Source organism: Acidimicrobiales bacterium (genome assembly GCA_033344915.1).
Classification (GTDB): domain Bacteria; phylum Actinomycetota; class Acidimicrobiia; order Acidimicrobiales; family Aldehydirespiratoraceae; genus JAJRXC01.
Genome location: JAWPML010000001.1, coordinates 3,367,926 through 3,388,029, shown reverse-complemented (window position 1 = coordinate 3,388,029; position 20,104 = coordinate 3,367,926). Strand labels below are relative to the sequence as shown.

21 protein-coding genes are annotated in these 20,104 nt (G+C 69.4%); 13 read left to right on the top strand and 8 right to left on the bottom strand.

Annotated elements, in window-relative coordinates; genetic code table 11:
- Positions 1 to 24: 24 nt before the first annotated feature.
- Positions 25 to 942 carry an NAD-dependent epimerase/dehydratase family protein gene (locus R8F63_16325; GenBank protein ID MDW3220180.1) on the top strand — a complete coding sequence of 306 codons (918 nt, stop codon included), beginning with the start codon at positions 25 to 27 and terminating at the stop codon, positions 940 to 942.
- Positions 939 to 1,610 carry a 2-C-methyl-D-erythritol 4-phosphate cytidylyltransferase gene (locus R8F63_16320; protein MDW3220179.1) on the top strand — a complete coding sequence of 224 codons (672 nt, stop codon included), beginning with the start codon at positions 939 to 941 and terminating at the stop codon, positions 1,608 to 1,610. The genes R8F63_16325 and R8F63_16320 overlap by 4 nt, the downstream gene beginning before the upstream one ends.
- On the opposite strand, the gene R8F63_16315 is transcribed toward R8F63_16320, so the two are convergent.
- On the bottom strand, positions 1,607 to 2,860 hold the full coding sequence (locus R8F63_16315; GenBank protein ID MDW3220178.1) for an O-antigen ligase family protein: 1,254 nt from the start codon (positions 2,858 to 2,860) through the stop codon (positions 1,607 to 1,609). The two genes, R8F63_16320 and R8F63_16315, sit on opposite strands and share 4 nt — an antisense overlap.
- 178 nt (positions 2,861 to 3,038) lie before the next feature.
- On the opposite strand from R8F63_16315, the gene R8F63_16310 reads away from it, so the two are divergent.
- Together R8F63_16310 and R8F63_16305 are read left to right on the top strand one after the other, a co-directional pair.
- Complete coding sequence (locus R8F63_16310) at positions 3,039 to 4,649, top strand: AAA family ATPase (protein MDW3220177.1); 1,611 nt, start codon at positions 3,039 to 3,041, stop codon at positions 4,647 to 4,649.
- A 9-nt stretch (positions 4,650 to 4,658) separates the two neighbouring features.
- On the top strand, positions 4,659 to 5,564 hold the full coding sequence (locus R8F63_16305) for a hypothetical protein (GenBank protein MDW3220176.1): 906 nt from the start codon (positions 4,659 to 4,661) through the stop codon (positions 5,562 to 5,564).
- Positions 5,565 to 5,576: 12 nt separating this feature from the next.
- Here R8F63_16305 and R8F63_16300 read toward each other — a convergent pair whose 3' ends face one another.
- On the bottom strand, positions 5,577 to 6,224 hold the full coding sequence (locus R8F63_16300; GenBank protein ID MDW3220175.1) for a lysophospholipid acyltransferase family protein: 648 nt from the start codon (positions 6,222 to 6,224) through the stop codon (positions 5,577 to 5,579).
- A 56-nt stretch (positions 6,225 to 6,280) separates the two neighbouring features.
- Between R8F63_16300 and R8F63_16295 the strand changes: the two genes are divergently transcribed.
- Both R8F63_16295 and R8F63_16290 read left to right on the top strand, forming a co-directional pair.
- Entirely contained in the window at positions 6,281 to 7,450 is a 1,170-nt protein-coding gene (locus tag R8F63_16295) for an MFS transporter (protein MDW3220174.1), read from the top strand.
- A gap of 34 nt (positions 7,451 to 7,484) precedes the next feature.
- Positions 7,485 to 8,696: an aminotransferase class I/II-fold pyridoxal phosphate-dependent enzyme gene (locus tag R8F63_16290; GenBank protein ID MDW3220173.1), complete on the top strand. Its 1,212-nt coding sequence runs from the start codon at positions 7,485 to 7,487 to the stop codon at positions 8,694 to 8,696.
- Here R8F63_16290 and R8F63_16285 read toward each other — a convergent pair.
- Together R8F63_16285 and R8F63_16280 are read right to left on the bottom strand one after the other, a co-directional pair.
- Positions 8,693 to 9,103 (bottom strand): hypothetical protein, encoded by a 411-nt coding sequence (locus tag R8F63_16285; protein MDW3220172.1) that lies wholly within the window; start codon positions 9,101 to 9,103, stop codon positions 8,693 to 8,695. The genes R8F63_16290 and R8F63_16285 overlap by 4 nt on opposite strands.
- Before the next feature lie 31 nt (positions 9,104 to 9,134).
- Positions 9,135 to 9,599, bottom strand: coding sequence for a hypothetical protein (locus R8F63_16280; protein MDW3220171.1), 465 nt, complete (start codon positions 9,597 to 9,599; stop codon positions 9,135 to 9,137).
- Between the two features lie 30 nt (positions 9,600 to 9,629).
- On the opposite strand from R8F63_16280, the gene R8F63_16275 reads away from it, so the two are divergent.
- Positions 9,630 to 11,054 carry a DHA2 family efflux MFS transporter permease subunit gene (locus R8F63_16275; protein MDW3220170.1) on the top strand — a complete coding sequence of 475 codons (1,425 nt, stop codon included), beginning with the start codon at positions 9,630 to 9,632 and terminating at the stop codon, positions 11,052 to 11,054.
- Between the two features lie 20 nt (positions 11,055 to 11,074).
- On the opposite strand, the gene R8F63_16270 is transcribed toward R8F63_16275, so the two are convergent.
- Complete coding sequence (locus R8F63_16270) at positions 11,075 to 13,048, bottom strand: NAD(P)/FAD-dependent oxidoreductase (protein MDW3220169.1); 1,974 nt, start codon at positions 13,046 to 13,048, stop codon at positions 11,075 to 11,077.
- Between the two features lie 60 nt (positions 13,049 to 13,108).
- Between R8F63_16270 and R8F63_16265 the strand changes: the two genes are divergently transcribed.
- Entirely contained in the window at positions 13,109 to 13,324 is a 216-nt protein-coding gene (locus R8F63_16265; protein MDW3220168.1) for a hypothetical protein, read from the top strand.
- A 5-nt stretch (positions 13,325 to 13,329) separates the two neighbouring features.
- Positions 13,330 to 14,823: an AarF/ABC1/UbiB kinase family protein gene (locus tag R8F63_16260; protein ID MDW3220167.1), complete on the top strand. Its 1,494-nt coding sequence runs from the start codon at positions 13,330 to 13,332 to the stop codon at positions 14,821 to 14,823.
- 1 nt (position 14,824) lies between these two features.
- Here the strand turns inward: R8F63_16260 and R8F63_16255 are convergent, their stop codons facing one another.
- The 3 genes from R8F63_16255 to R8F63_16245 form a co-directional block, all read right to left on the bottom strand.
- Positions 14,825 to 16,114, bottom strand: coding sequence for a DUF222 domain-containing protein (locus R8F63_16255; GenBank protein MDW3220166.1), 1,290 nt, complete (start codon positions 16,112 to 16,114; stop codon positions 14,825 to 14,827).
- 87 nt (positions 16,115 to 16,201) lie between these two features.
- Positions 16,202 to 16,759 carry a YgjP-like metallopeptidase domain-containing protein gene (locus R8F63_16250; protein ID MDW3220165.1) on the bottom strand — a complete coding sequence of 186 codons (558 nt, stop codon included), beginning with the start codon at positions 16,757 to 16,759 and terminating at the stop codon, positions 16,202 to 16,204.
- Positions 16,760 to 16,781: 22 nt separating this feature from the next.
- Entirely contained in the window at positions 16,782 to 17,375 is a 594-nt protein-coding gene (locus R8F63_16245; protein ID MDW3220164.1) for a histidine phosphatase family protein, read from the bottom strand.
- Positions 17,376 to 17,446: 71 nt separating this feature from the next.
- Between R8F63_16245 and R8F63_16240 the strand changes: the two genes are divergently transcribed.
- The 4 genes from R8F63_16240 to R8F63_16225 are packed head-to-tail and all read left to right on the top strand — an operon-like array spanning position 17,447 to position 19,987.
- The gene (locus tag R8F63_16240; GenBank protein MDW3220163.1) at positions 17,447 to 17,707 is read left to right on the top strand and encodes a MoaD/ThiS family protein; all 261 of its coding nucleotides are present in this window, start codon (positions 17,447 to 17,449) and stop codon (positions 17,705 to 17,707) included.
- Between the two features lie 35 nt (positions 17,708 to 17,742).
- Positions 17,743 to 18,270, top strand: coding sequence for a hypothetical protein (locus R8F63_16235; GenBank protein ID MDW3220162.1), 528 nt, complete (start codon positions 17,743 to 17,745; stop codon positions 18,268 to 18,270).
- A gap of 37 nt (positions 18,271 to 18,307) precedes the next feature.
- Positions 18,308 to 19,519 (top strand): glycosyltransferase, encoded by a 1,212-nt coding sequence (locus R8F63_16230; protein ID MDW3220161.1) that lies wholly within the window; start codon positions 18,308 to 18,310, stop codon positions 19,517 to 19,519.
- A gap of 3 nt (positions 19,520 to 19,522) precedes the next feature.
- Complete coding sequence (locus R8F63_16225; GenBank protein ID MDW3220160.1) at positions 19,523 to 19,987, top strand: YbjN domain-containing protein; 465 nt, start codon at positions 19,523 to 19,525, stop codon at positions 19,985 to 19,987.
- The last annotated feature ends 117 nt before the right edge of the window (positions 19,988 to 20,104 follow it).

Genomic DNA, 20,104 nt, shown 5'->3' with positions numbered 1-20,104 from the left:
AGTGAACTGGGTCAGGCTGGATCGATGCATGTTCTGGTGACCGGGGGTCACGGCCTGATCGGCCATGGCGTGTCCGAGCGCCTCATCGCGGCCGGACACGACGTCACCGTCGTCGAGCTGCCCCGCTTCGGGGTCCCCGAGCGGGTCGCCCGCCCCGATGCCTACCGGTTGATCGAGGCGGACATCCTCGACGTCGCCGAGTGGGGTCCGGTCCTGGCCGATGTCGACGCGGTCGTCCACACCGCGGGCATCCACCAGGTCGACGAGGTCGCCCGCGATGCCGTGCGCCACATCGACGTCAACGTCACCGGCACCCACAAGCTGTTGACGGCGGCCCACGAGCACGGCGTGGGACGGTTCGTCTATCTGTCGAGCGCCAAGGTGTACGGCCATGCGTACGGCCGGGCGTCCCGTGAGTCGGACCTCGTCGCCCCACTCGAGTCCTACGCGCTCGGCAAGGTCGTCGCCGAGCACTACTGCGCCCATTTCGCCAACGAGCTGGGCATGGCGACGTGCTCGATCCGCCCGTTCTCCGTCTACGGCCCCGGCCAGGACACCCACACCGGCTACATCGGTGCCCTGCTCGAGTCGCTGCGACGCGGCCAGCGGGTCGTGCTCTCCGGTGACCCGGAGTTCGTGCGGGACTTCGTCCACATCGACACCGTCGTCGACCTCTGTGTCTCCGCGGTGACCAGCGAGAAGACGCCGCCGCTCCTGCTCAACGCCGGGTCGGGCGAGGCGACGACGCTCGCCCAGCTGGTGAAGGCGTTCGAAACCGTCACCGAGCGCACGCTCCGTGTCTCCTACCGCGACCCCCGTCCCGGCACGCTGCGCTTCACGCTCGCCGACACGGACGTGATGCGCGAGTTCGACGCTCCCCACATGCCCGATCTCGAACAGGGCATCCTCGAGACCGTGACCGCCGAGCTCGGCGCGCCGTGAGCCACACGCCGATCGCGATCGTGCTCGCGGCCGGCAAGGGCGAACGCGTCGGCGGCGACGTGCCCAAACAGCTGCGGGTCATAAGCGGGAAACCGCTCGCCGCCCACGCGCTCGATCAGCACCTGCGCCTCGGGCACCGCGTCGTGCTCGTGATCTCCGAGGCCCTCGTCGGCGACTTCGCCGCGATCGTCGCCGGACGCGACGTCGAGACGGTGCTCGGCGGCGCGACCCGCCGCGAGTCGGTGCTCGCCGGGTTCGGCGCGATCGCCGGAGAGACCGACCCGGACACGCCGGTCATCCTCCGCAATGCGGCTTCGCCGAACGTGCCCGACGAGCTCGTCGAGGCGTGCATCGCCGGACTCGCCACGCACTACGGCATGCAGGCCTACCGCGCCTCGGAGGAGACGACGATCGTGCACGACGGCCGCACCATCGAGCAGGTCCTGCCCCGCTCAGCCACCGGTTTCACCTGTGATCCCACCGTCTACCGCCACAGTCTGGCCCACGACATCCACCAGGAGCTGGCGAGATCGACCGAGGGAGAGACCACCCTCGACATCGCCCGCCGCCTCGGGGCCACGATCGGTCTGGTGGTGAGCCCGCCGTCCAACATCAAGGTGACGACGGCGGACGATCTCGTACGAGTGGAGAACGCGCGGGCGGACTAGTCGGTCGGCACCGGCACCGGATCCGCGCGCCGGGTCGCCGCAGCCGGGAGCACGGTCATCCCGATGATGATCCACCAGCTGCGTTGGTAGAGCGCCTCGATCCCCACCGACGCCACGATCATCGTGGTGTGGGCCGCCAGCAGCGCCATCGCCAGTTCGTGGTCGTGTCTTCGCAGCCGCAGGCAGGCCTGGAACGGCACGACGATCATCGCCGCGAAGAACACGATCCCGGGGACGGACATCTCGACGAGCAACCAGATCCCCGTGTTGTGCACGATGAACGTCGTCTCGTCGCGGAAGGTGCCGAGCCCCATGCCGAGGCCGCGGGAGTCGACCCAGCGGTCGACGGCGTGGTCGACGAACGAGTTGCGCGAGGAGACCGTGTCGGGCCGGCGGGTGAAGTCCTCCACGGCGGTGTCCACGAAACCGCTCGCCAGCAGGAAGGCGGTGATGCCGATCACCCACACCGCGTAGCGCATGGCCTTCTCGGCGTTCACGTGGTCGACGATGAGGACGATCGCGATGCCGGCGCCGGTGGCGATGTAGGCGCTGCGGGAGAGGGTGAGTCCGAGGCCGACCGCGAACCAGACGGTGACGGTGGCCCACGTCCACCGGTAGCGGAAGACCCGCGGGCCATAGCGCCAGCTGATCACCAGGGCGACGCCGAAGAGTGCACCGGCGTTGTTCACGTCGTGCTGCAGCGATCCGAACCGCGACACCTCATCGTGCTCCAACCAGGGGAAGATGTTGGCGACGCGCCAATCGATGTAGCCGACGACCCCCCAGAACGCGACGCCGAGCAGGAAGCGGCGGATGATCAGCGGGGCGAAGCCGGCTCGGGAGTACGCCATGGTCACCGTCGCCGTGACGACGAGGACCATGGAGCCGAGGAACTTGACGTTCAGGGAGTGGGTCGTGAGATGACCTTGCAGGACCAGTGCGACGACGCTGCCGTAGGCGAGTGTGAGCGGCAGGGCGAGGGGCAGATAGCCGAGCGCGCTGCGGCGGAGCCGGAACGAGGCGGGCGCGAGCAGCACGGCCGCGGCCAGGAAGATGTCACCGGGCGGCAGGCGGCTGCCGATCACCTCGCGCACGCTGGCGATCTCCAGCTGCACGGGGACGAGGAAGATCGCGGCGAGGAACAGCTTCAGCGCGACGGGGTGGGACCAGGCGGGGATCGTGGGACGCCGGGCGTCCGGTCCGGCCGGCGTGGCATCGATTCCGTGGCGGGGAGGCTGAACTGTGGTCACCAGGCGGGATCCAGACGTCGAAAAGCCTGTACTCGACTCTGTCGGCAGTGCAGGCCCGTAGTCAACGTACGGGTCGCCGAGCCACCGACGATGAGTCGTTTGACTCGTATTCAACGTTATCCACAGAGTGGTATCCTGAGCTGCCGCGGCCCGAGGATCTGGATGGAGCGGCTACCACGTGCGTGAAACCGATGGTGAGCTCGACCTCGAGGACTATGTCGCCCTCCTCCGGCGCCGGTGGCGCTGGATCGCCACGTCGATCATCGTCGTGGCCGGCCTGGTCACCCTGTTCACGCTGACCCGGGACGAGGAGTACCAGTCGAACGCCCGGGTGCAGATCCTCACCGAGGGCAACCAGACGGTGTTCAACATCGATCAGCCGGAACTGTTCCGCAGCGGCATCGCCGAACTCCAGTTCCTCTCCGGTTCCACCTATCTGGATGCGGTGAACGAGCTCGCCGGCTTCGAGGTCGACGTCGAGGCGTCGCTCTTCTTCGTCTCGGCCTCCGAGCGCTCCGAGGACGCCGGCGTCATCCGCTTCGCGGTGCGCGAGTCCAGCCCGGCGCTCGCGCGAAGAGGCGCCGAAGCTGCGGTGGAGGCCTACCTCACCGATCGACTCGATCGTATGGAGCGGACGTTCACCCAGCGGGTGGAGAACGACACCGCGGTGCGCGACGAACTGCGCGACGAACGTACCGCGCTGAACCAGGCTGTCTCCGCAGCGTTCGCGCTGGCGGACCAGGAACTCGACCCGCGCCTCGCCCAGGAACTCCTCGTCGAGGCGGAGCTGCTCCGCGACGACTCCGCGCCGCGGATCACGAGCCTCACCAGCCGCATCGCCTCGCTGAACAGCCAGATCACGTACCACCAGGAGCTCCTGTCGACGATCGGCATCGAGGAGGCCACGGCGCGCGTCCTGAACCCGCCGGGCACGCCCAAGCAGCCGGTCTCGCCGGACGTGCCCCGCAACGTCATGCTCGGCATCGTCGTCGGCATCGTCCTCGGCCTCATCCTCGCCGTGTTGCGCGACCTCCTCGACACCCGGGCTCGCGACGGCGCCGAGCTCGCCCATCTCGTCGACATCCCCGTCATGGCGACCATCGGCGAGATCCGGAGCCAGCGCAGCGCCCCCGGTCGTATCCGCCGCTACGCCGACCTGTCGGCGGAGGAATCGAGCGGCTACCAGGTGCTGCTCAACTCCTTGTGGCTCACGAACGTGGACGACCCGCTCCAGAGCATCGTGTTCACGTCCGACCGTCCCGAGGTCGGCAAGACCCAGACGGTCGTCAACCTCGCGCAGGCCGAGGCGGCGCGCGGCACCCGCGTGCTGGTGATCGACACCGACTTCGTGAACCCGTCGATCGCCGCCCGGCTCGACCTCGAGTCCGCCGAGATCGGTCTCGGCGACCTGCTTCAGGGCCGGGCCACGAGCGCCCAGGTCATCCAACCGACGGACATCCCGAACCTGCACCTGATCGACGCGCAGGGCGCGGACGGCGCGGGCGAGCTGCTCCGGTCCGATCGGCTCGGTGCCGTCCTCAGTGACCTCTACGGCAGCTACGACCTCATCCTCATCGACTCGCCGCCCACGCTCTCCACGTCGGATTCCCGGCTGGTCGCGTCGCAAGCGGATGCCGCCGTCGTGGTCTACGACCCGGCCGAGTCGCGTCGTGAAGAACTCCAGCGCACCATCGATCTCCTGCGCAGTGCCCGGGCCAACCTGATCGGCCTGGTCGCCAACCGATCGCGGGCGTCGCACCCCGTCTATCTCTCGGCGCGGGAACGGTAGGGCCGCGCCATGACCGCCGTGAATCCGGACGACACCCGCGAACTCGGGGAGTGGGGCCTCTTCGTCGCCCGTGTCGTGCAGGAGATCCGCCGCGAGCTCGGCGAGTCCACTGCCAACCGCGTCGCGATGCTCCTGCACGATCAGAAGAGTGAGGCGATCGACGCGACCCGCGAGCAGGTGGAGGCCGCGGAAGCGACCCTCCAGCGCACGCTCGACGAGGTCGCGGACGCCCGGCGGGCCCACGAGCGACTCCAGGCCGACATCGCCCGGATGAACGCCGCCACCCGGGAAGCGAAGCTCGAAGCTTCACGGGTCCGTTCGGCGGCCGCCGATGACGCGGCCCACCGGCGGGCCGAGCTGGATGCCTTCGCGGAGGCCGAAGCGGCCCGGATCGCCGCGGCCTGGGACGACCTGCACCAGCACGAGGCCGAGGTGGCGAACCGCCGTTCCGAGCTCTTGAGCGTCGAGGAAGCAGCGGAGCAGCGCCGGGCCGCGCTCGACGAGATGGCGGCGGAGCTCGCGGCACTGCGGGAAACCCTCGAGATGGAACGCATGCAGGCCACGCGCATCGTGGACGATGCCATCGCCAAGACCGAGGTGGCCGAGCGGGTCCAGGAGATCAACGAGGAGCGGGCCGCCCAGCTCGCCCAGGCCGAACGCGAGATCGAAGCACGGGCCGCGTCGAGGGCCGAGGAAGTGCTCGACGTGCGGGTGACCGAGATCGATCTGCGGGTGGACGACATCGATCTGCGCGAACGCCAGATGAACGAGCGGGCCGCCGAACTCGACGAGTGGGAAGCCGACCTGATCGCCCGAGCCGAGCTGCTCCAGCGTCGCGAGCTCAGGGTCGCGCCGACGCCGCCGCCCGCCGGCGACAACGTGGCCGGCTGGGGTCGCCGCCGTCGCGAGGACTGAGCGGACCGGCGCTCAGGGAGCCAGGTAGCCCGCCAGCATCGCCCGCGTCTCGGCGACGACCTCGTCGTCGGACTTTCCCTCGACGGAGATGAGTCGACCGGTACGCAGCCGTACCTCGGGACGACCCCGCCAGGGGATGCGGGGGAGCATGCTCCGAGAACCCCAGATCTCGTCGCTGCCGAACACGCCGATTGGCATGATGTCGACGCCGGCCTTGCGGGCGATCTCGACGAAGCCGGGCCGGATCTCGCCCATCCCGTCCGCAGCGCGCTTGTCCGGTGGGATGATCTTGCCCTCGATCATCACGGCGACGGGCCGCCCGCCATCGATCGTCTCGAGAGCCGTGTCGATCGATTCGCGCTTGCCGTCACCCGCCGGGATGCAGTCCACGGCGCGGAGCCACGCGCCGCCCAGCTTCGATTCGAAGTACTTCGCCCGGACGAGGCAGCGAGCCGGGAGGTCGTAGTGGTGGAGCGCTTCGATCGCGATGAACACGTCCGAGAGGCTGCGATGGTTGGCCACGATGACGAGCCGGCGGTCGTCGAGGTCGAGGGTCTCCGGCTCGTAGCGCACCCGGCGCAGCAGATGGCCGGCCCGCCGCACCCGGGTGGCCCAGCGGTTGAAGCGGGCGACGTCGGCGTTGGTCTCTTCGTGGCGCACGAACAGTGTCTAGCGGCGATTGTCGCGTGTGCCATGCGGCCCCGTACCGTGCCGTCGTGACCGACCGGGCCTACACACCGCGGGTGCTCGCGTTGTTCGGCGCCGGGATCGCCTACTTCACGGTCGCCGGCATCTCGTTTCCGGTTCTTCCTCGCCTCGTGGAGGACGAGCTGGGCGGCTCGAAGACCGACATCGGACTCGCCTTCGGTGTCTTCGCCCTCGGCATGCTGCTGGTTCGTCCGATCGCGGGAGCGTGGTCGGACCGTTACGGCCGCCGTCCCCTGATGATCGGTGGCGCGCTCGGCATCGCCGTCATGCAGATCCTGCATCCGGTCGCGGCCGACACCGGCGAGCTGTGGGTGCTGTTGCTCGTGCGCATCGGCACCCGCGCGTTCAGTTCGGTGATGTACCTCGCCCAGGCGACGGCGGCGACCGAGCTTCCCGAGGAGCACCACCGCGACCGCGTGTTCGCGACGTTCTCCGTCGCCGTCTTCGTCGGCTTCGCCATCGGCCCGATCCTCGGCGAGACCGTGCTCCAGGCCCACGGCTTCGGGTGGACCTTCGGGGTCGCGTCGATGTTCGCCCTGCTGTCGGCGGCGGTGGCGTTCACGCTGCCGGAGACCAAGCCCGACACGGCGCGGCCCGCGGCCGGCCTGCGTGACCTCTTCCATCCCATCGCCGCCCGAATCGGGTTCGTGAACCTCCTGATCTTCACCGCGTTCATGGGGTTCAACGCGTTCATCCAGCCCTACGCCGAACAGTTCGGCGTGGCCGAGGCCCGCTGGCTCCTCCTCACCTACTCTGCAACGACGCTGTCGTTGCGAGCCGTCGCCGGGCGGGTCTTCGGGCGGTTCCCGCGGCGCGACATCGCGACGTTCTCGCACACGCTCGTCGTCGCCGGTGCGCTCGTGCTCGCCACCGCGGGCGGCGTCGGACAGCTGTACGTGGGTGCGTTCGTGATCGCCTGCGGCATGGCCTGGAACGTGCCGCTGCTCATGTTGATCGCGGTCGACTCCGCCACGCCCGCGGAGCGGTCCCGCGCGGTGGCGACCGTGACGACCTTCGGTGACCTCGCGAACTCCGGTGGTGCCCTCGTGCTCGGGGTCGTCGCCGACGCGATCGACTATGACGGCATGTACTTCGTGGTCGCCGGCTCGGCGGTGTTCGCCATGGCGCTCATGCGGAGTCGGTTCATGGCACCGGTGCGGGGACTGCACGTGAGATGACGGGGATGGCTGCGTCCCGCTACGTTGCGCCGCGATGAAGCGCATCGACTACGCCGGCAGCGTCCACGACGAGGAGGAGATCAACGCGGTCCTGGAGGTGTTGCGGGGCCCGGCGACGGCGCTGCGTATCGGCCGCAACGTCCGCGAGATGGAGCGCCTGGTCGCCGCGACGTTCGCTAAGCGCCAGGGGATCATGGTCAACTCCGGCTCCTCGGCGCTCTATCTCGCCGTCGAGCTGCTCCGTCCCGAGCCCGGCGACGAGATCATCACGTCCGCGGTCACCTTCTCCACCGACATCGCCCCGATGGTGCGGGCCGGCGTCCATCCGGTGTTCGTGGACGTCACCGAGGACACCTACCAGATCGACGTCGACCAGATCGAGGGTGCGATCTCGGATCGCACGACGGCGATCCTCGTGCCGAACCTGATCGGCAACTGTCCGGACTGGGACGCGATCCGCGCGATCGCCGACCGTCACGACCTCGTGGTGATCGAGGACTCCTGCGACTGTCTCGGGGCGACGCTGCACGGCACGCCGACCGGGGCGCGCGCCGACATGTCCCTGACCAGCTTCGCCCTGTCACACATCATCACGGCGGCCGGCACGGGCGGCATGATCTGCCTCGATGACGAGGAACTGATCGATCGCTGTCTCACCTTGCGACGCTGGGGCCGGCGCAGCGAACCGAAGTTGTGGGGTTCGCAGAAGACGGACGATCGCCGCTTCTTCTCCGATGTCGACGGCCTCGAGTACGACGACCTCTTCATCTTCGACGAGGTCGGATGGAACTTCGAGCCGTCGGAGCTGTCGGCGGCCTTCGGCGTCGTCCAGATGCGCAAGCTGCCGGACAACCTCGCTCGCCGCAAGCGGAACTTCGACCTGCTCGCCGATCGTCTCGCCCCCATGACCGATCGGTTCGTGCTGCCCCGGCTGACGCCCGGGGTCGACACGGGCTGGCACATGTTCCCGTTCCTCATCCGTCCCGAGGCGGGCACCTCGCGCGCCGCGTTCCAGCAACACATGGAACGAAACGGCGTGGACACCCGCATGGTGTGGACGGGCAACGTCACCCGTCAGCCTGCCTTCGCCTCCGTACCCCATCGCGTGGCGGCCGGCGGCCTGCCCAACGCCGACCGGGTGATGGAGCAGGGCCTGATCCTCCCGTGCAACCACGGCATCGACGACGACGGGATGCACTACATCGCGGACACGATCGAGGCGTTCTTCGCCGACGCCGCGAACTAGCCGAAGACGGCGTTGATCGAGCCGATCTCGTCGGCGTACACCAGCCGGGGCGCGACCGCGATCGCGACGGTGATCGCCCCGCTCAGCACCACGGTGCCGGTCAGGTCGGTCGGCACGCTTCCGCTGAGCACAACGGCGGCGAGCCCCGCGGCGGCGCCGACGAACCAGAGATACCGGGCGCGCCCCAACCGGCCGGCGTGGTCGCCTGCCGCGAGATCGAGCTCGGTGCGATGCATCATCCCGAGCGTGGTGTCGTCGGTCGCGACGAGTCCGTCGCGGAGCTCGATCTCCTCGACGCTGGCCGCGGTCTGATCGGTCGCGTACCAGGTGATCGCCCCGTCGATGGACAGGACGAGGAGGATGAACATGCCCGCCCGGGTGAGGGCGCGCCTCGTCCCTGCGCGCATGCGCAAACAGTACTGCGCGCGTGCGCCGGCACTAGCCAGCGTGCGCGTTGGTGACGATCTCGATGGTGTCGGAGAAGAAGGCGAGCGGAACGAAGAACGCGCCGGCCGCGATGACGATCATCCAGGCCAGGATGTTGCGCGACGAGCCGGGTCCGGCGGAGATCGTCAGGGCGACGGCGGCGATGAGTCCGATGATCGCGAGATAGGTCTTGTTGCGGACGAGGTCCGTGTCGAGGCGGTCACCGTCGGTCGCCGCGGCCAGCACGGGCCGGTCCTCGGTGAGCAGGATGTTGCCCGTGTCGCCGAGCCCGGTCGGGTAGGTCTCCTCGTGGCGGGCGACGAACGCGTCGATCGCCTCGTCGGCGTCGGTCGCCGTCACCCACGTCAGCAGGCCGTCGACCGTGATCAGCAGCAGTACGAGCATGACGAGTCCGGCGAACACGCTCCGGCGCGGTCCGTCGAGCAGGGGCGTGGGATTGACGACAGTCGCAGTCATGTTGTTCTCATCGGCTACCGTCCCCTCGCCATGAATGAAACGGCCGACACACCACGCAACGTGGTGACGCGGGAGGCCTGGTTGTCGCTGGCGGTCGCCACGTCGGCCGCGTTTCTCGTGGTCATCGACGTCTCGGTGGTGAATGTCGCCCTGCCGAGCATCGCGACCGACTTCGAGGCGTCGACGACGGCGCTGTCCTGGGTGGTGTCCGGCTACAACGTCGCGCTCGCGTCGCTGATGCTCCTGGCGGGGCGGTTGGCCGATCGCCGGGGTCGGCGGGCGATGTTCATGGTGGGCGTGCTCGGTTTCATCGGCGGGTCGGCGCTGTGCGGTCTCGCCCCCAACGTGGAGTTCCTCATCGCCGCCCGGGTGATCCAGGCCGTCGGCGGTGCCCTGCTCACCCCGGCCTCGCTCGCGATGGTGCTGCCCCTGTTCCCGTTGGCGAAGCGGGGGGTCGCGATCGGGTTGTGGGGCGCCATGGGTGCGCTCGGCGCGGCCTTCGGCCCTTCCGTCGGTGCCCTCCTGATCGAGGCATCCGGCTGGCGCCTGATCTTCCTGATCAACGTGCCCCTCGGCGTTCTGGTCGTCATCGCCGCCTCGCGGCTGGTGCGCGAGAGCCGTGACGAGACGGCCCGGGGATCGCTGGACGTCATCGGTGTGCCCATCGGGGTTGCCGGTGTGGCGATCATGATGTGGGGCATCGTCCGCTCCGAGAGCGTCGGGTGGACGGACCCGAGCGTCGTCGCGATGATCCTCGTCGGCCTCGCTCTGCTCCCGGTGGTCGTGGTGCGCTCCGCCCGCCATCCCGCCCCGCTGCTCGACCTCACCCTGTTCCGCAAGCGCTCGTTCTCCGTCGCGACCGCGGCGTTCTGGTTCTACTCACTCGGGTTCACCGCCGGCTTCCTGCTCAACAGCTTCATGCTCCAGCGCCTCTGGGGGATGAGCGTGCTCGCCACGGGGTTCGCGCTCACGCCGGGGCCGATCGTCGGCGCGCTCTCCTCGGCGCCGCTCGGGAGCCTCGCCGACCGCATCGGTCACCGTTGGGTGGTCTCCTCCGGCGCCCTGTTGTGCGGCGCCTCGTATGTGTGGCTGCTCACCCAGTCGACCACCGAGCAGGAGTTCGTCGCCGTGTTCCTGCCTGCCAACCTCGCGTTGGGGCTCGGCGTCGGCGCGACCATCGCGGGCATGCAGAGCGCGGCGATGGCGGAGATCGACCCCCAGCAGTTCGCCAGCGCGAACGCGACGATCCGTACGCTCCAACAGGTCGGCTACGCGATCGGCATTTCGGTGGTCGTCACCCTGGCCGCCGACCTCGACCTGGCCGGATTCCACAACGGCTACCGGTGGGTCGTGGGCAGCTTCCTCGCCGCCGCGGTGGTCGTCGCCGCCTTCTATCCGAGCGGGACCGCCGCCCACCGCGCCGGCAACGAGCGCCCGGTGAAGACGGCCACCTGAGAACGGCTACGTGAAGACAGTCACGTGAAGAGATAGTCGGCCGGATCCGGGCGCTTCGTCCACTGCTGGTAGTTGTGGATCGGCCAGGGCGACAGGGTGAAGATCCGTCCCTCCGGGTTCCGGAAGTGGGTGTGTCGGATCGACCAGTGCGACCACACCATCTGGTGGATCTCCTCGCTGCGCCGCGCCTCGAACGCGTCGTGCACGTCCTGCTTCGGCTCCATCAGCAGGTGGTCGCCGGCGAGCAGCTCGCCGATACACCCCATGATGTAGGTGATCTGACACTCCGAATGGAAGATCAGGCTGCCGCCGTGGGCGAGGTTCGTTCCCGGGCCGTACATGCAGAACAGGTTGGGGAACTCGGGCACCGTGATCCCGAGGTAGGCGGTCGGTTCGTCGCCCCAGTGCTCGGCGAGCGTCTTGCCGCCGCGCCCGCGGATGTCCATCGGCCACAGGAAGCGGTTGTGATGGAAGCCGGTGGCGTACACGATGATGTCGGCCTCGTGGAGCACGCCGTCGGTCGTGCGCACTCCCGTGGGTTCGATGCGCTCGATGCCGGTGCGCTCCAGGGTGACATCGTCACGCTTCAGGCAGGCGAGCCACGACCCGTTGTCCTGGAGGGTGCGTTTGCCGGTGGCCGGGTAGGGCGGCACGACCTTGTCGATCAGGTCGGGCCGGTCCTCGAGCTGTTCACGCAGCCATCCCTCGAAGAACTCCCGGGTGGCGGCGTTGCGTTCGCTCACGGCGCGTCCGTCGCTGTCGTCGTAGTCGGGATCGATCCGCGAGCCGGACAGATCGCCACCCGACCCCGGCCAGAACTGGAGGAACCGGAACCAGCGCCCGAAGAACGGCAGGTGCCGGATCGCCCACTTCTGCCCCTCGGGCACCTTCTCGTGATAGTTCGGGTTGGGGAACATCCACTGGGCTGTGCGCTGGAAGATCGTGAGGTGCTCCACGGCGGGAGCGATCGTCGGCGCGATCTGGAAGCCGCTGGCCCCGGCGCCGACGAGCGCGACCCGCTTGCCGGTGTAGTCGACCGAGTGGTCCCAGCGGGTCGAGTGGAACGACGGCCCTTCGAACGTGTCGATGCCCTCGATGTCGGGCATCTTCGCCCGGTTGAGCGAACCCACCGCACTGATGACGGCGCGGGCGTCGAGGGTGTCCTCGTTGCCGTCGGCATCACGGACCACGACCGACCAGTGACCGGTGGCCTCGTCGAGCGTGGCGGCCACGACCTCGGTGTCGAACCGGCAGTGCTCGTCGATCCCGTGGTGCTCCATCACGTTCTGGAAGTAGCGCTGGAGTTCGGGCTGCTGGGAGAAGTACTCGGTCCAGTGGTCGGACGGCTCGAACGAGTAGCAGTAGAAGTGGCTGCCCACGTCGACCCGGGCGCCCGGGTAGGAGTTCTCCCACCATGTGCCGCCGGGGCCGCCGTTCTTCTCGATGATCGTGAACGGGATGCCAGCCTCCTGGAGCCGGATGCCGGCGAGGAGCCCGGATTGACCGCAGCCGATGACGACCACCGGGAAGTCGGCCCGCTTCGCCGCGGGGACGTCGTCCACCCACGCCACCCGGTTGACGTCGGTGTCGGCGAGCCCCATCTCGTCGAGCATCATCGGTACGACCTCGTCGGGGATCTCCGCGCAGCCCGCGAAGTTCATCATCTCGTGCAGCAGCGCCGCGTCCGGTTGCTGGGGCGGGAGCACGCACCCGTTGTCGCGATATCGGATGATCTCGGGGAGGGCGCGGCGGCGCACCTCCGCCTTGCTCTCCTCGTCCATGTAGCCCTGGTACTCGTTGAGGAACAGTCCCGCCGGGCGCAGGTCACCCCGGATCCACGACGGGTCGCCGGTGAGGTGGACCATCGTGCAGAGCAGGGTCGGGATGCTCACCTCCTCCAGCGCAGCGGCGATCGCGTCGTCGCTGTCGTCGAACGGGAGCCCCGCGTGGGGGTGGCGGTCGGAGGAGGCCGGGCCGTCGGCGGGGGAGGTCATGGCCCACAGCGTGCCCGGTGTGGCGCCGGGACGGCCAAACGGGTGGCTACCCTCGCAGCGATGCACGAGTCGACACACGAGACGTCGTCCCCCGATCCGGCGCCGGCCCCGGTGTCCGACGAGGTGGACGAGCCCGACGAGGCCGCGCCGAAGGACGAGCTGCTCGACGGGTTCCAGTCCGATCTCGACACCGTCGCCTCCGCCCTCGACGCGCTCGACGCCGACGATCTCGACACCGCCGAGGCACTCGCCGCGGGGCTCGACGAGGAGGAGTAGTCCTCGTGCGACGGGTCCTCCGCGTCGGGCTCGTCGGCGCGCTCGTCGGCGCGGCCCTCGGCGGGATCGTCGCGCTGGTCCGCCGGGTCCGGAGTGCCCCGGGCGGCGATGGCGACGCGACGGGGGCGCCGTCCCCGATCCGCGCCCTGTCCAAGGGTCAGCGGCGGATCGAGATGGGGCGCCTCGCCGCCCGCCGGGCCGCCGACCGTGGCTTCACGAAGGCGCGATCACGGTTGGCGTCCGACGAGACCCGCCGCCGCCTCCAGGCCGACCTCGAGCGCCGCGAAGCCGAGGATGTGGTCGGTGCCCTCGGTGAGATGAAGGGCGCCTTGATGAAGCTCGGCCAGATGGCGAGCTATCTCGACGAGGGGATGCCCGAGCCCATGCGCCAGGCGCTCGCCGGGCTGCGCTCGGACGCACCGCCGATGCCGTCCGACCTGGCGTTGACCGAGATCGAGCGGTCCCTGGGTCGCCCGCTCCACGAGCTGTTCGCCGAGATCGATCCCGAGCCGATCGCCGCCGCGTCGATCGGGCAGGTCCACCGGGCCCGCACCCTGGACGGCCGCGACGTCGCGGTGAAGGTGCAGTACCCCGGCATCGCCGAGGCGATCGCGTCCGACCTGGACAACACCGAACGGCTCGCGATGTTGCTCGGCATGGTCTACCCGGGGCTCAACCCCGACGAGCTCGTCGAGGAACTGCGGGCCCGCATCGGCGAGGAACTCGACTATCGCATCGAGGCCGCCAACCAGCGGTTGTTCGCCGACTACTACGCCGGCCACCCCCACGTGTGGGTGCCGGCCGTCCACGACGATCTCTCGACGGGCAACGTGCTCACCACCGAGTTCGTCCCCGGCCGGCCGTTCGAGGCGATCTACGAGGCGGACGAGGACGAGCGCCAGCGGGTCGCCGAGATCCTCTACCGCTTCGTGTTCCGCAGTCTGAACCGGCACTACGTGTTCAACGGCGACCCGCATCCCGGCAACTACCTCCTGGCCGACGACGGTCGGGTCGCCTTCCTCGACTTCGGCCTCGTCAAGCACTTCGCGGAGCAGGAGGTCGACCAGTTCGCCGTGCTGATCCGGGCGATGATCGACCGCGATCCCGCGGTCTTCCGGGCCGCGGCGGAGGAGCAGGAAGTGCTCCGCGCCGACGCCCCGTTCTCCGACGAGGACATCTACGACTGGTTCACGGCGTACTACGAGCTGATCCTCGAGGACGAGCCCGTCACCGTGACCACCGACTACAGCGTCGGGCTGCTCTACCAGACGTTCGACGCCAAGACCCACGCCATCCTGAAGCACACGAACGTGCCCCCGACCTTCGCGCTCATCCAGCGGATCAACCTCGGCCTGTTCTCCATTCTCGGCCAGCTCGGTGCCACGGCCAATTGGCGGGCGATCTCCGAGGAACTGTGGGTCTGGACCGACGCCCCGCCCAGCACGCCGCTCGGCGAGGAAGAGGCCGACTGGGCCGCGTCGCGCGCCACCGCGGGCTGAGTCAGGCCGCGGCCGTCCAGCCGTCTTCGTCGGGGCGGTCGCCGGGCCAATGGGTGCGGTGGTCGGGGACGGCGGTGCCATCGGGTCTGGCGATGTGCCAGGTGCCATCGGGGCCGCGCCAGGTGTGGAAGCCCTGTTGCTTGATGCGGTTGTGCGTCCCGCAGGCGGGTCCCCCGTTGCCGGGGTTGGTTCTGCCGTCGCGCTCCCAGGGGAGCAGGTGGTCGGCCTCGCAGGACGTGGCGGGCACCCAGCAACCGGTCCAGTAGCAGGAGATCTCGGCGAGCAACACGGCGTCGCGGGCATTGCCGGTGAAGAGCCGGGATCGGCGGCCGAGGTCGATGACGACCCCGGCCGCGTTGACGACGACCCGCCGGACGTGGTCCACCATCGACCTCGCCACGAGTTCGGCCGGGTTCACGTAGGTGCCGTCGGTGGTGCGGGAGAACCGGTGGGGATCGGTGGGATCGAGGGGTGGTGGGGTGGCGCCGAGGAGGGCCGCCACATGCGCCTCGTAAGTCGATTCGTCGACCACGCGGTCGAGCGTGCGCTCGACCGGTTGGCCGTCGGGGCCGACGGCGGCGCCTCGCAGGACGAGCTCGATGAACGCGTCGTGGCGGAGCTGGCTCAGCGTGCGGGGAAGATGGAGTCGCCAGTTGTCGCCGTGCTCGGCCTTGGCCGCCTCGATGTCGCCCAGCCGCATCGCCTGCACCAGATGGTCGAGGATCTCCTTCAGGTCGGCGCCGTCGGACGACATGAGCCGACCGTCGAGCTTCCAGAACCCGTTGAGGTCCTGATCCAGCTGGATGCGACGGCGGCGCCAGCGGCGGTTCGCCTTGTCGTGGGCGCCGTCGACATCGACGAGGTTCGTCCACTGGATGCAGAAGAGATCGAACTCCCGATACTCCATCTCCCGGGCGGCAGCGAGGAAGATCTCCTCGCAGGCAACGAGCTGGTCGCGGACCCGCGGGTTCGCCCACACCGCCGCGAGGCGGCGGACCTGATCGGTGCCGATCAGCCCATCCGTATACGTCGTCGCGACATCCGGGAGGTCACGCAGGCAAAGCATCACCCGATCCCGCTGCGATGCCTCCGGCCCGGACAGGTGCGCGTGGAGACGCATCATCACCCGAGCCGAGAAGTGCCCGTCGGTGCGGAAGACCTGCGATCGGTCGATCTGATCGAGCAACGCGAGCTGGGCGGCATCGATGCGCCGGCGTTCGCGCTCGAGCCGCGCGATCTCGGCGGCTGCCTCGTCTGCGGTCAGATCATCGAACCCATCTGGATCGAACATACGTTCGTATCATACCCACCCCCTGTGACACCGTGATGGCAGGATGAGGATTCGTCCGCCCCGGCCGACTGAGGGCCGACAGCGGATCTAACCCGCGGCGTCGAGTTCGTCGAAGCCCTCGTCCGCCGCGGGCTCGACATCCTCGAGCGGCTGGATGCGATCGAGCCGATCGTTGAGCGCGAGCAGATAACCGGTGGCCCGTTCGGCGAGCGGGTAGCGCTCGACCAGGGCGTGGAACGCGGGGGAGTGGTCGGCCACTTCCAGATGGGCGAGCTCGTGGATGATCACGTGGTCGAGGACCCACGGCGGTACGTCGACGAGCCGATTGCTGATGCGGATGTGGCCGGAGTGGACCGAACACGATCCCCACCGCTGCTGCTGGGTCTTGGACCAGCGGATCGACTCGGGACGGGGCAGGCCGTAGTCGTCGGCGAGTCGGGCGGCCCGGGTGTCGAGGTCGATCGCGTGGGACCGACGCTCCTGCTCGATCTTCTCCACGACGTCGGCGACGAACTTCTGCTCGTCCGCGTCGCTCATCCACGAGGGGATGCGCACGCGGATGACCCCGTCGACGATCCGGGCCGACACGGTCTTCACCCGGCGCTCGGAGCGGATGACCTCCACCGGATAGCGCGACGACATCATGGGCCGACCCCCGACGCCGTGATCACAGGATGTCCTGGCTCTCGATGGTGACGTCGTCGGGGCTGAGCTGGACCCGCTCGCCCAGCGACCAGCGGGTGCCGTCGTGGTGGAACCAGCGCCCGCCGAGATTGGCGATGCGTTCGTGGTCGGCGCCGTGGTGGTTCTCGAGCGCGTAGATGACGCCACCGTGGGCGATCACGAGGACGTCGCCGCTCGTGAGGTCGGTCCGGACGCGCTCGAGCCCGGCGATGACCCGCTCGTGCACGGCGTGGTCCGGCTCCCAGCCCGGGGGCCACTCGCGGGCGTCGAGCGCGCCCGGGTAGCGCTCCTCGATGTCGTCACGCGTGAGGCCCTCGTACTCACCGGCGCACCGTTCGCGAAACGCCGGCTCGACCAGGACGGGGCCGACGCCGATGCCGTCGGCGATGATCATCGCGGTGGTGAGCGCCCGGTCGAGGTCGCTCGCGATGATCGCGTCGAACATGCCGAGCTGCGTGGCGGCGCCGGCGGCCTGGGAGCGACCGAGGTCGGAGAGTGGCGGGTCGGCCTGGCCCTGCCACTTGCCGAGGGCGTTCCATTCCGACTGTCCGTGGCGGGCGATGAGCACGTTCAGCATGTTCGAGCCGACCGTACCGGTGGGCACTGACAGTGAGAGGGATGCCGCGACCGCCGGTACCGTGGACGCGGATGGCCCGTCTCCGACTGTTCGCATCGGCCCGCGAGGCTGCCGGCACCAAGGCCGACGAACTCGCCGGTGACACCGTCGGCGCGGTGCTCGATGCGGCCGCGGCGAAGTACGGCGCAGCGTTCGCGGGCGTGCTCGACACGGCGACCATCTGGTGCAACGGTGATCCCGTCGAGCGTGACCACCCGGTCGCCGAGGCGGACGAAGTCGCCGTGCTTCCGCCGGTTTCGGGCGGATCCGACGCCCGCTCGTCGGCCCGGTAGAGTGCACCGTCGTTCGAGCCGGAGATGACCTGACGATGATTCCCGATCTGCAGCGTGTGTTGGAGCCCGAGTACCTGGCGGGCGTCCACGATGCCGCGACCGACAGCCTGCGTGAGATGCGTTCGGAGTGCACCGACCTGGAGAACGGCGTGTCCTACGTCCGCCGACTCGCCCAGGGGCGCCTCGATGTGATCGTCGCGGAGGTCGAGCGCCGGGCCAACGGCGGTGGTGGTGACCTGGCCGATCTGGTCGCCCGCCTGCCGGACCTGTTGAGCGACGGTGTCCGGGCACCGGGTTCCGGTCGCGTCGATCAGGAGCTCGATCCGCCGGACGAGGTCGTCGTCCCGCTGTCCGACGTCCTCGACGACGTCGTGGGGCCGTCGATCATGACCGAGGTCGCGAACCTCGCCGACGCCGAGCTCTCCGCCGCGGTCATCGCCTTGCGCGACTTCGAGGAGCGGTTGAGCACCAGCCGCCGCACGCTGCACACCACCATCGATGCACTGAACGACGAGCTCGCCCGTCGCATCGCGGCCGGAGAAGCACCCACCACGCCGGCATGAGGGAATGTCGGCGGGGCCCGGAGCGTTGGAGACGGCTGTGAGTCGCGTCGCGGTGCTGTCCCTCCACACGTCCCCCCTGGTCCAGCCGGGCACCGGTGACGCGGGCGGGATGAACGTCTACATCCGCGAGCTGGTCTCCTCGCTCGCCCAGGGCGGTACCGACGCCACCGTCTTCGTGCGCCGCTGGACCCACGACCTGCCCGACGTCGTCGAGGTCGAGCCGGGGTTCCGGGTCGTGCACGTCGACGCCGGACCGGTCGAGCTGGCGAAGGAGCAACTGCCGGAGATCGTGGACCTGTTCTCCGACGCCGTCGCCGCCCGACTCGCCGACGACCCGGTCGACGTCATCCACGCCAACTACTGGCTGTCGGGTGTCGCCGGGCACCGGTTGAAGCACGAGCTCGACCTGCCGCTGGTGACCACCTTCCACACGCTCGCCCGGGTGAAGGCGGAGACCGGCGACCCCGAACCCCAGCGGCGCATCGATGCGGAAGCCGAGGTCATCCGCTGCGCGGACGTCATCACGGCCAACTCCGTCACCGAGCTGCACGAGCTGGTCAGCCACTATGGCGCCGATCCCGATCGGGTGGAGGTCGTGCCGCCGGGCGTCGACCACGCCTTTTTCTCGCCGGGGGCCCGCGACGGAGCCCGCCGGGCCCTCGACCTCGGACCCGATCCGCTGCTGCTGTTCGTCGGTCGCATCCAGCCGCTCAAGGGCGTGGATGTTGCCGTGGAGACGCTGGCCGCGCTGGATCTCGACGATGCGCAGCTCCTGATCGTCGGCGGATCCAGTGGTCTGGAGGGCGACGACGAGGTGCACAAGATCGAGAAGCTGATCGCGGACCGCGGGCTCGTCGACCGGGTCACGATGATCCCGCCCCAGCCCCACCACGTCCTCTCCACCTACTACCGGGCCGCCGACGTGTGCCTCGTGCCGTCACGCAGCGAGTCGTTCGGGCTGGTCGCCCTCGAGGCCGCAGCCTGTGGCACGCCCGTGGTCGCGTCGGATGTCGGCGGGCTGCGCACCCTCGTCGACGAAGGCCGCACCGGGTTCCGGATCGCGGGGCGCGATCCCCGCGACTTCGCGGCCGCCACCCGGCGGATCCTGGACTCGCCGCTCCTCGCCGACGAGCTCGGTCGCAACGCGGCGGACGCCGCGGCGTCCTACACCTGGACCACCATGGCCGGCCGGCTCCGGCGGGTGTACCACGACCTCGGCGAGCGCGAACCCGTCGACTGTCTCGCCTGAGACGTGCAGTCCCCGCCGGCCACCGCGGAGGAGCTCGCCGACCTCGAGGCCCGTATCGACGCCTGGCTCGCGGCCGAGATGGCGGAGAATCCCGCGCTCGAAGCCGTCGAGCGGTCGCCCGACGACATCGTGCGCTGGTTCGTCCGCGTCCGGGGCGAGGAGAAGGACGTGTGGACGGCCTGGTGGACGCTCGGCCAGCGCACCCTCGGTTTCGAGACGTTCCTCATGCCGGCCCCCGAGGAGAACGAGGCCGCGTTCTACGAGCACCTGCTGATCCGCAACCGCAAGCTCACCGGGCTGCACCTCGAGATCGGCGAGGAACACGCCGTGTTCCTGCGCGGGTCGCTGCCGGTTGCCGCCGTGACCGACGCCGAGCTCGATCGCATCCTCGGCTCGATGTGGGCGGCGGTGGAGCTGATCTTCAAACCGGCCCTGCGGATCGGGTTCGCCTCCCGGTTCGACGGGTGAGTTGCGTTTCACGTCATTTCATGTATATTCGTTCCCAGCCCGGTGGGGACTCGGACGCTCGGGGAAGTGCGTTGTACCTGTCTCCACCGGGCACCTCCGCCGTCGGGCGTTACGGTG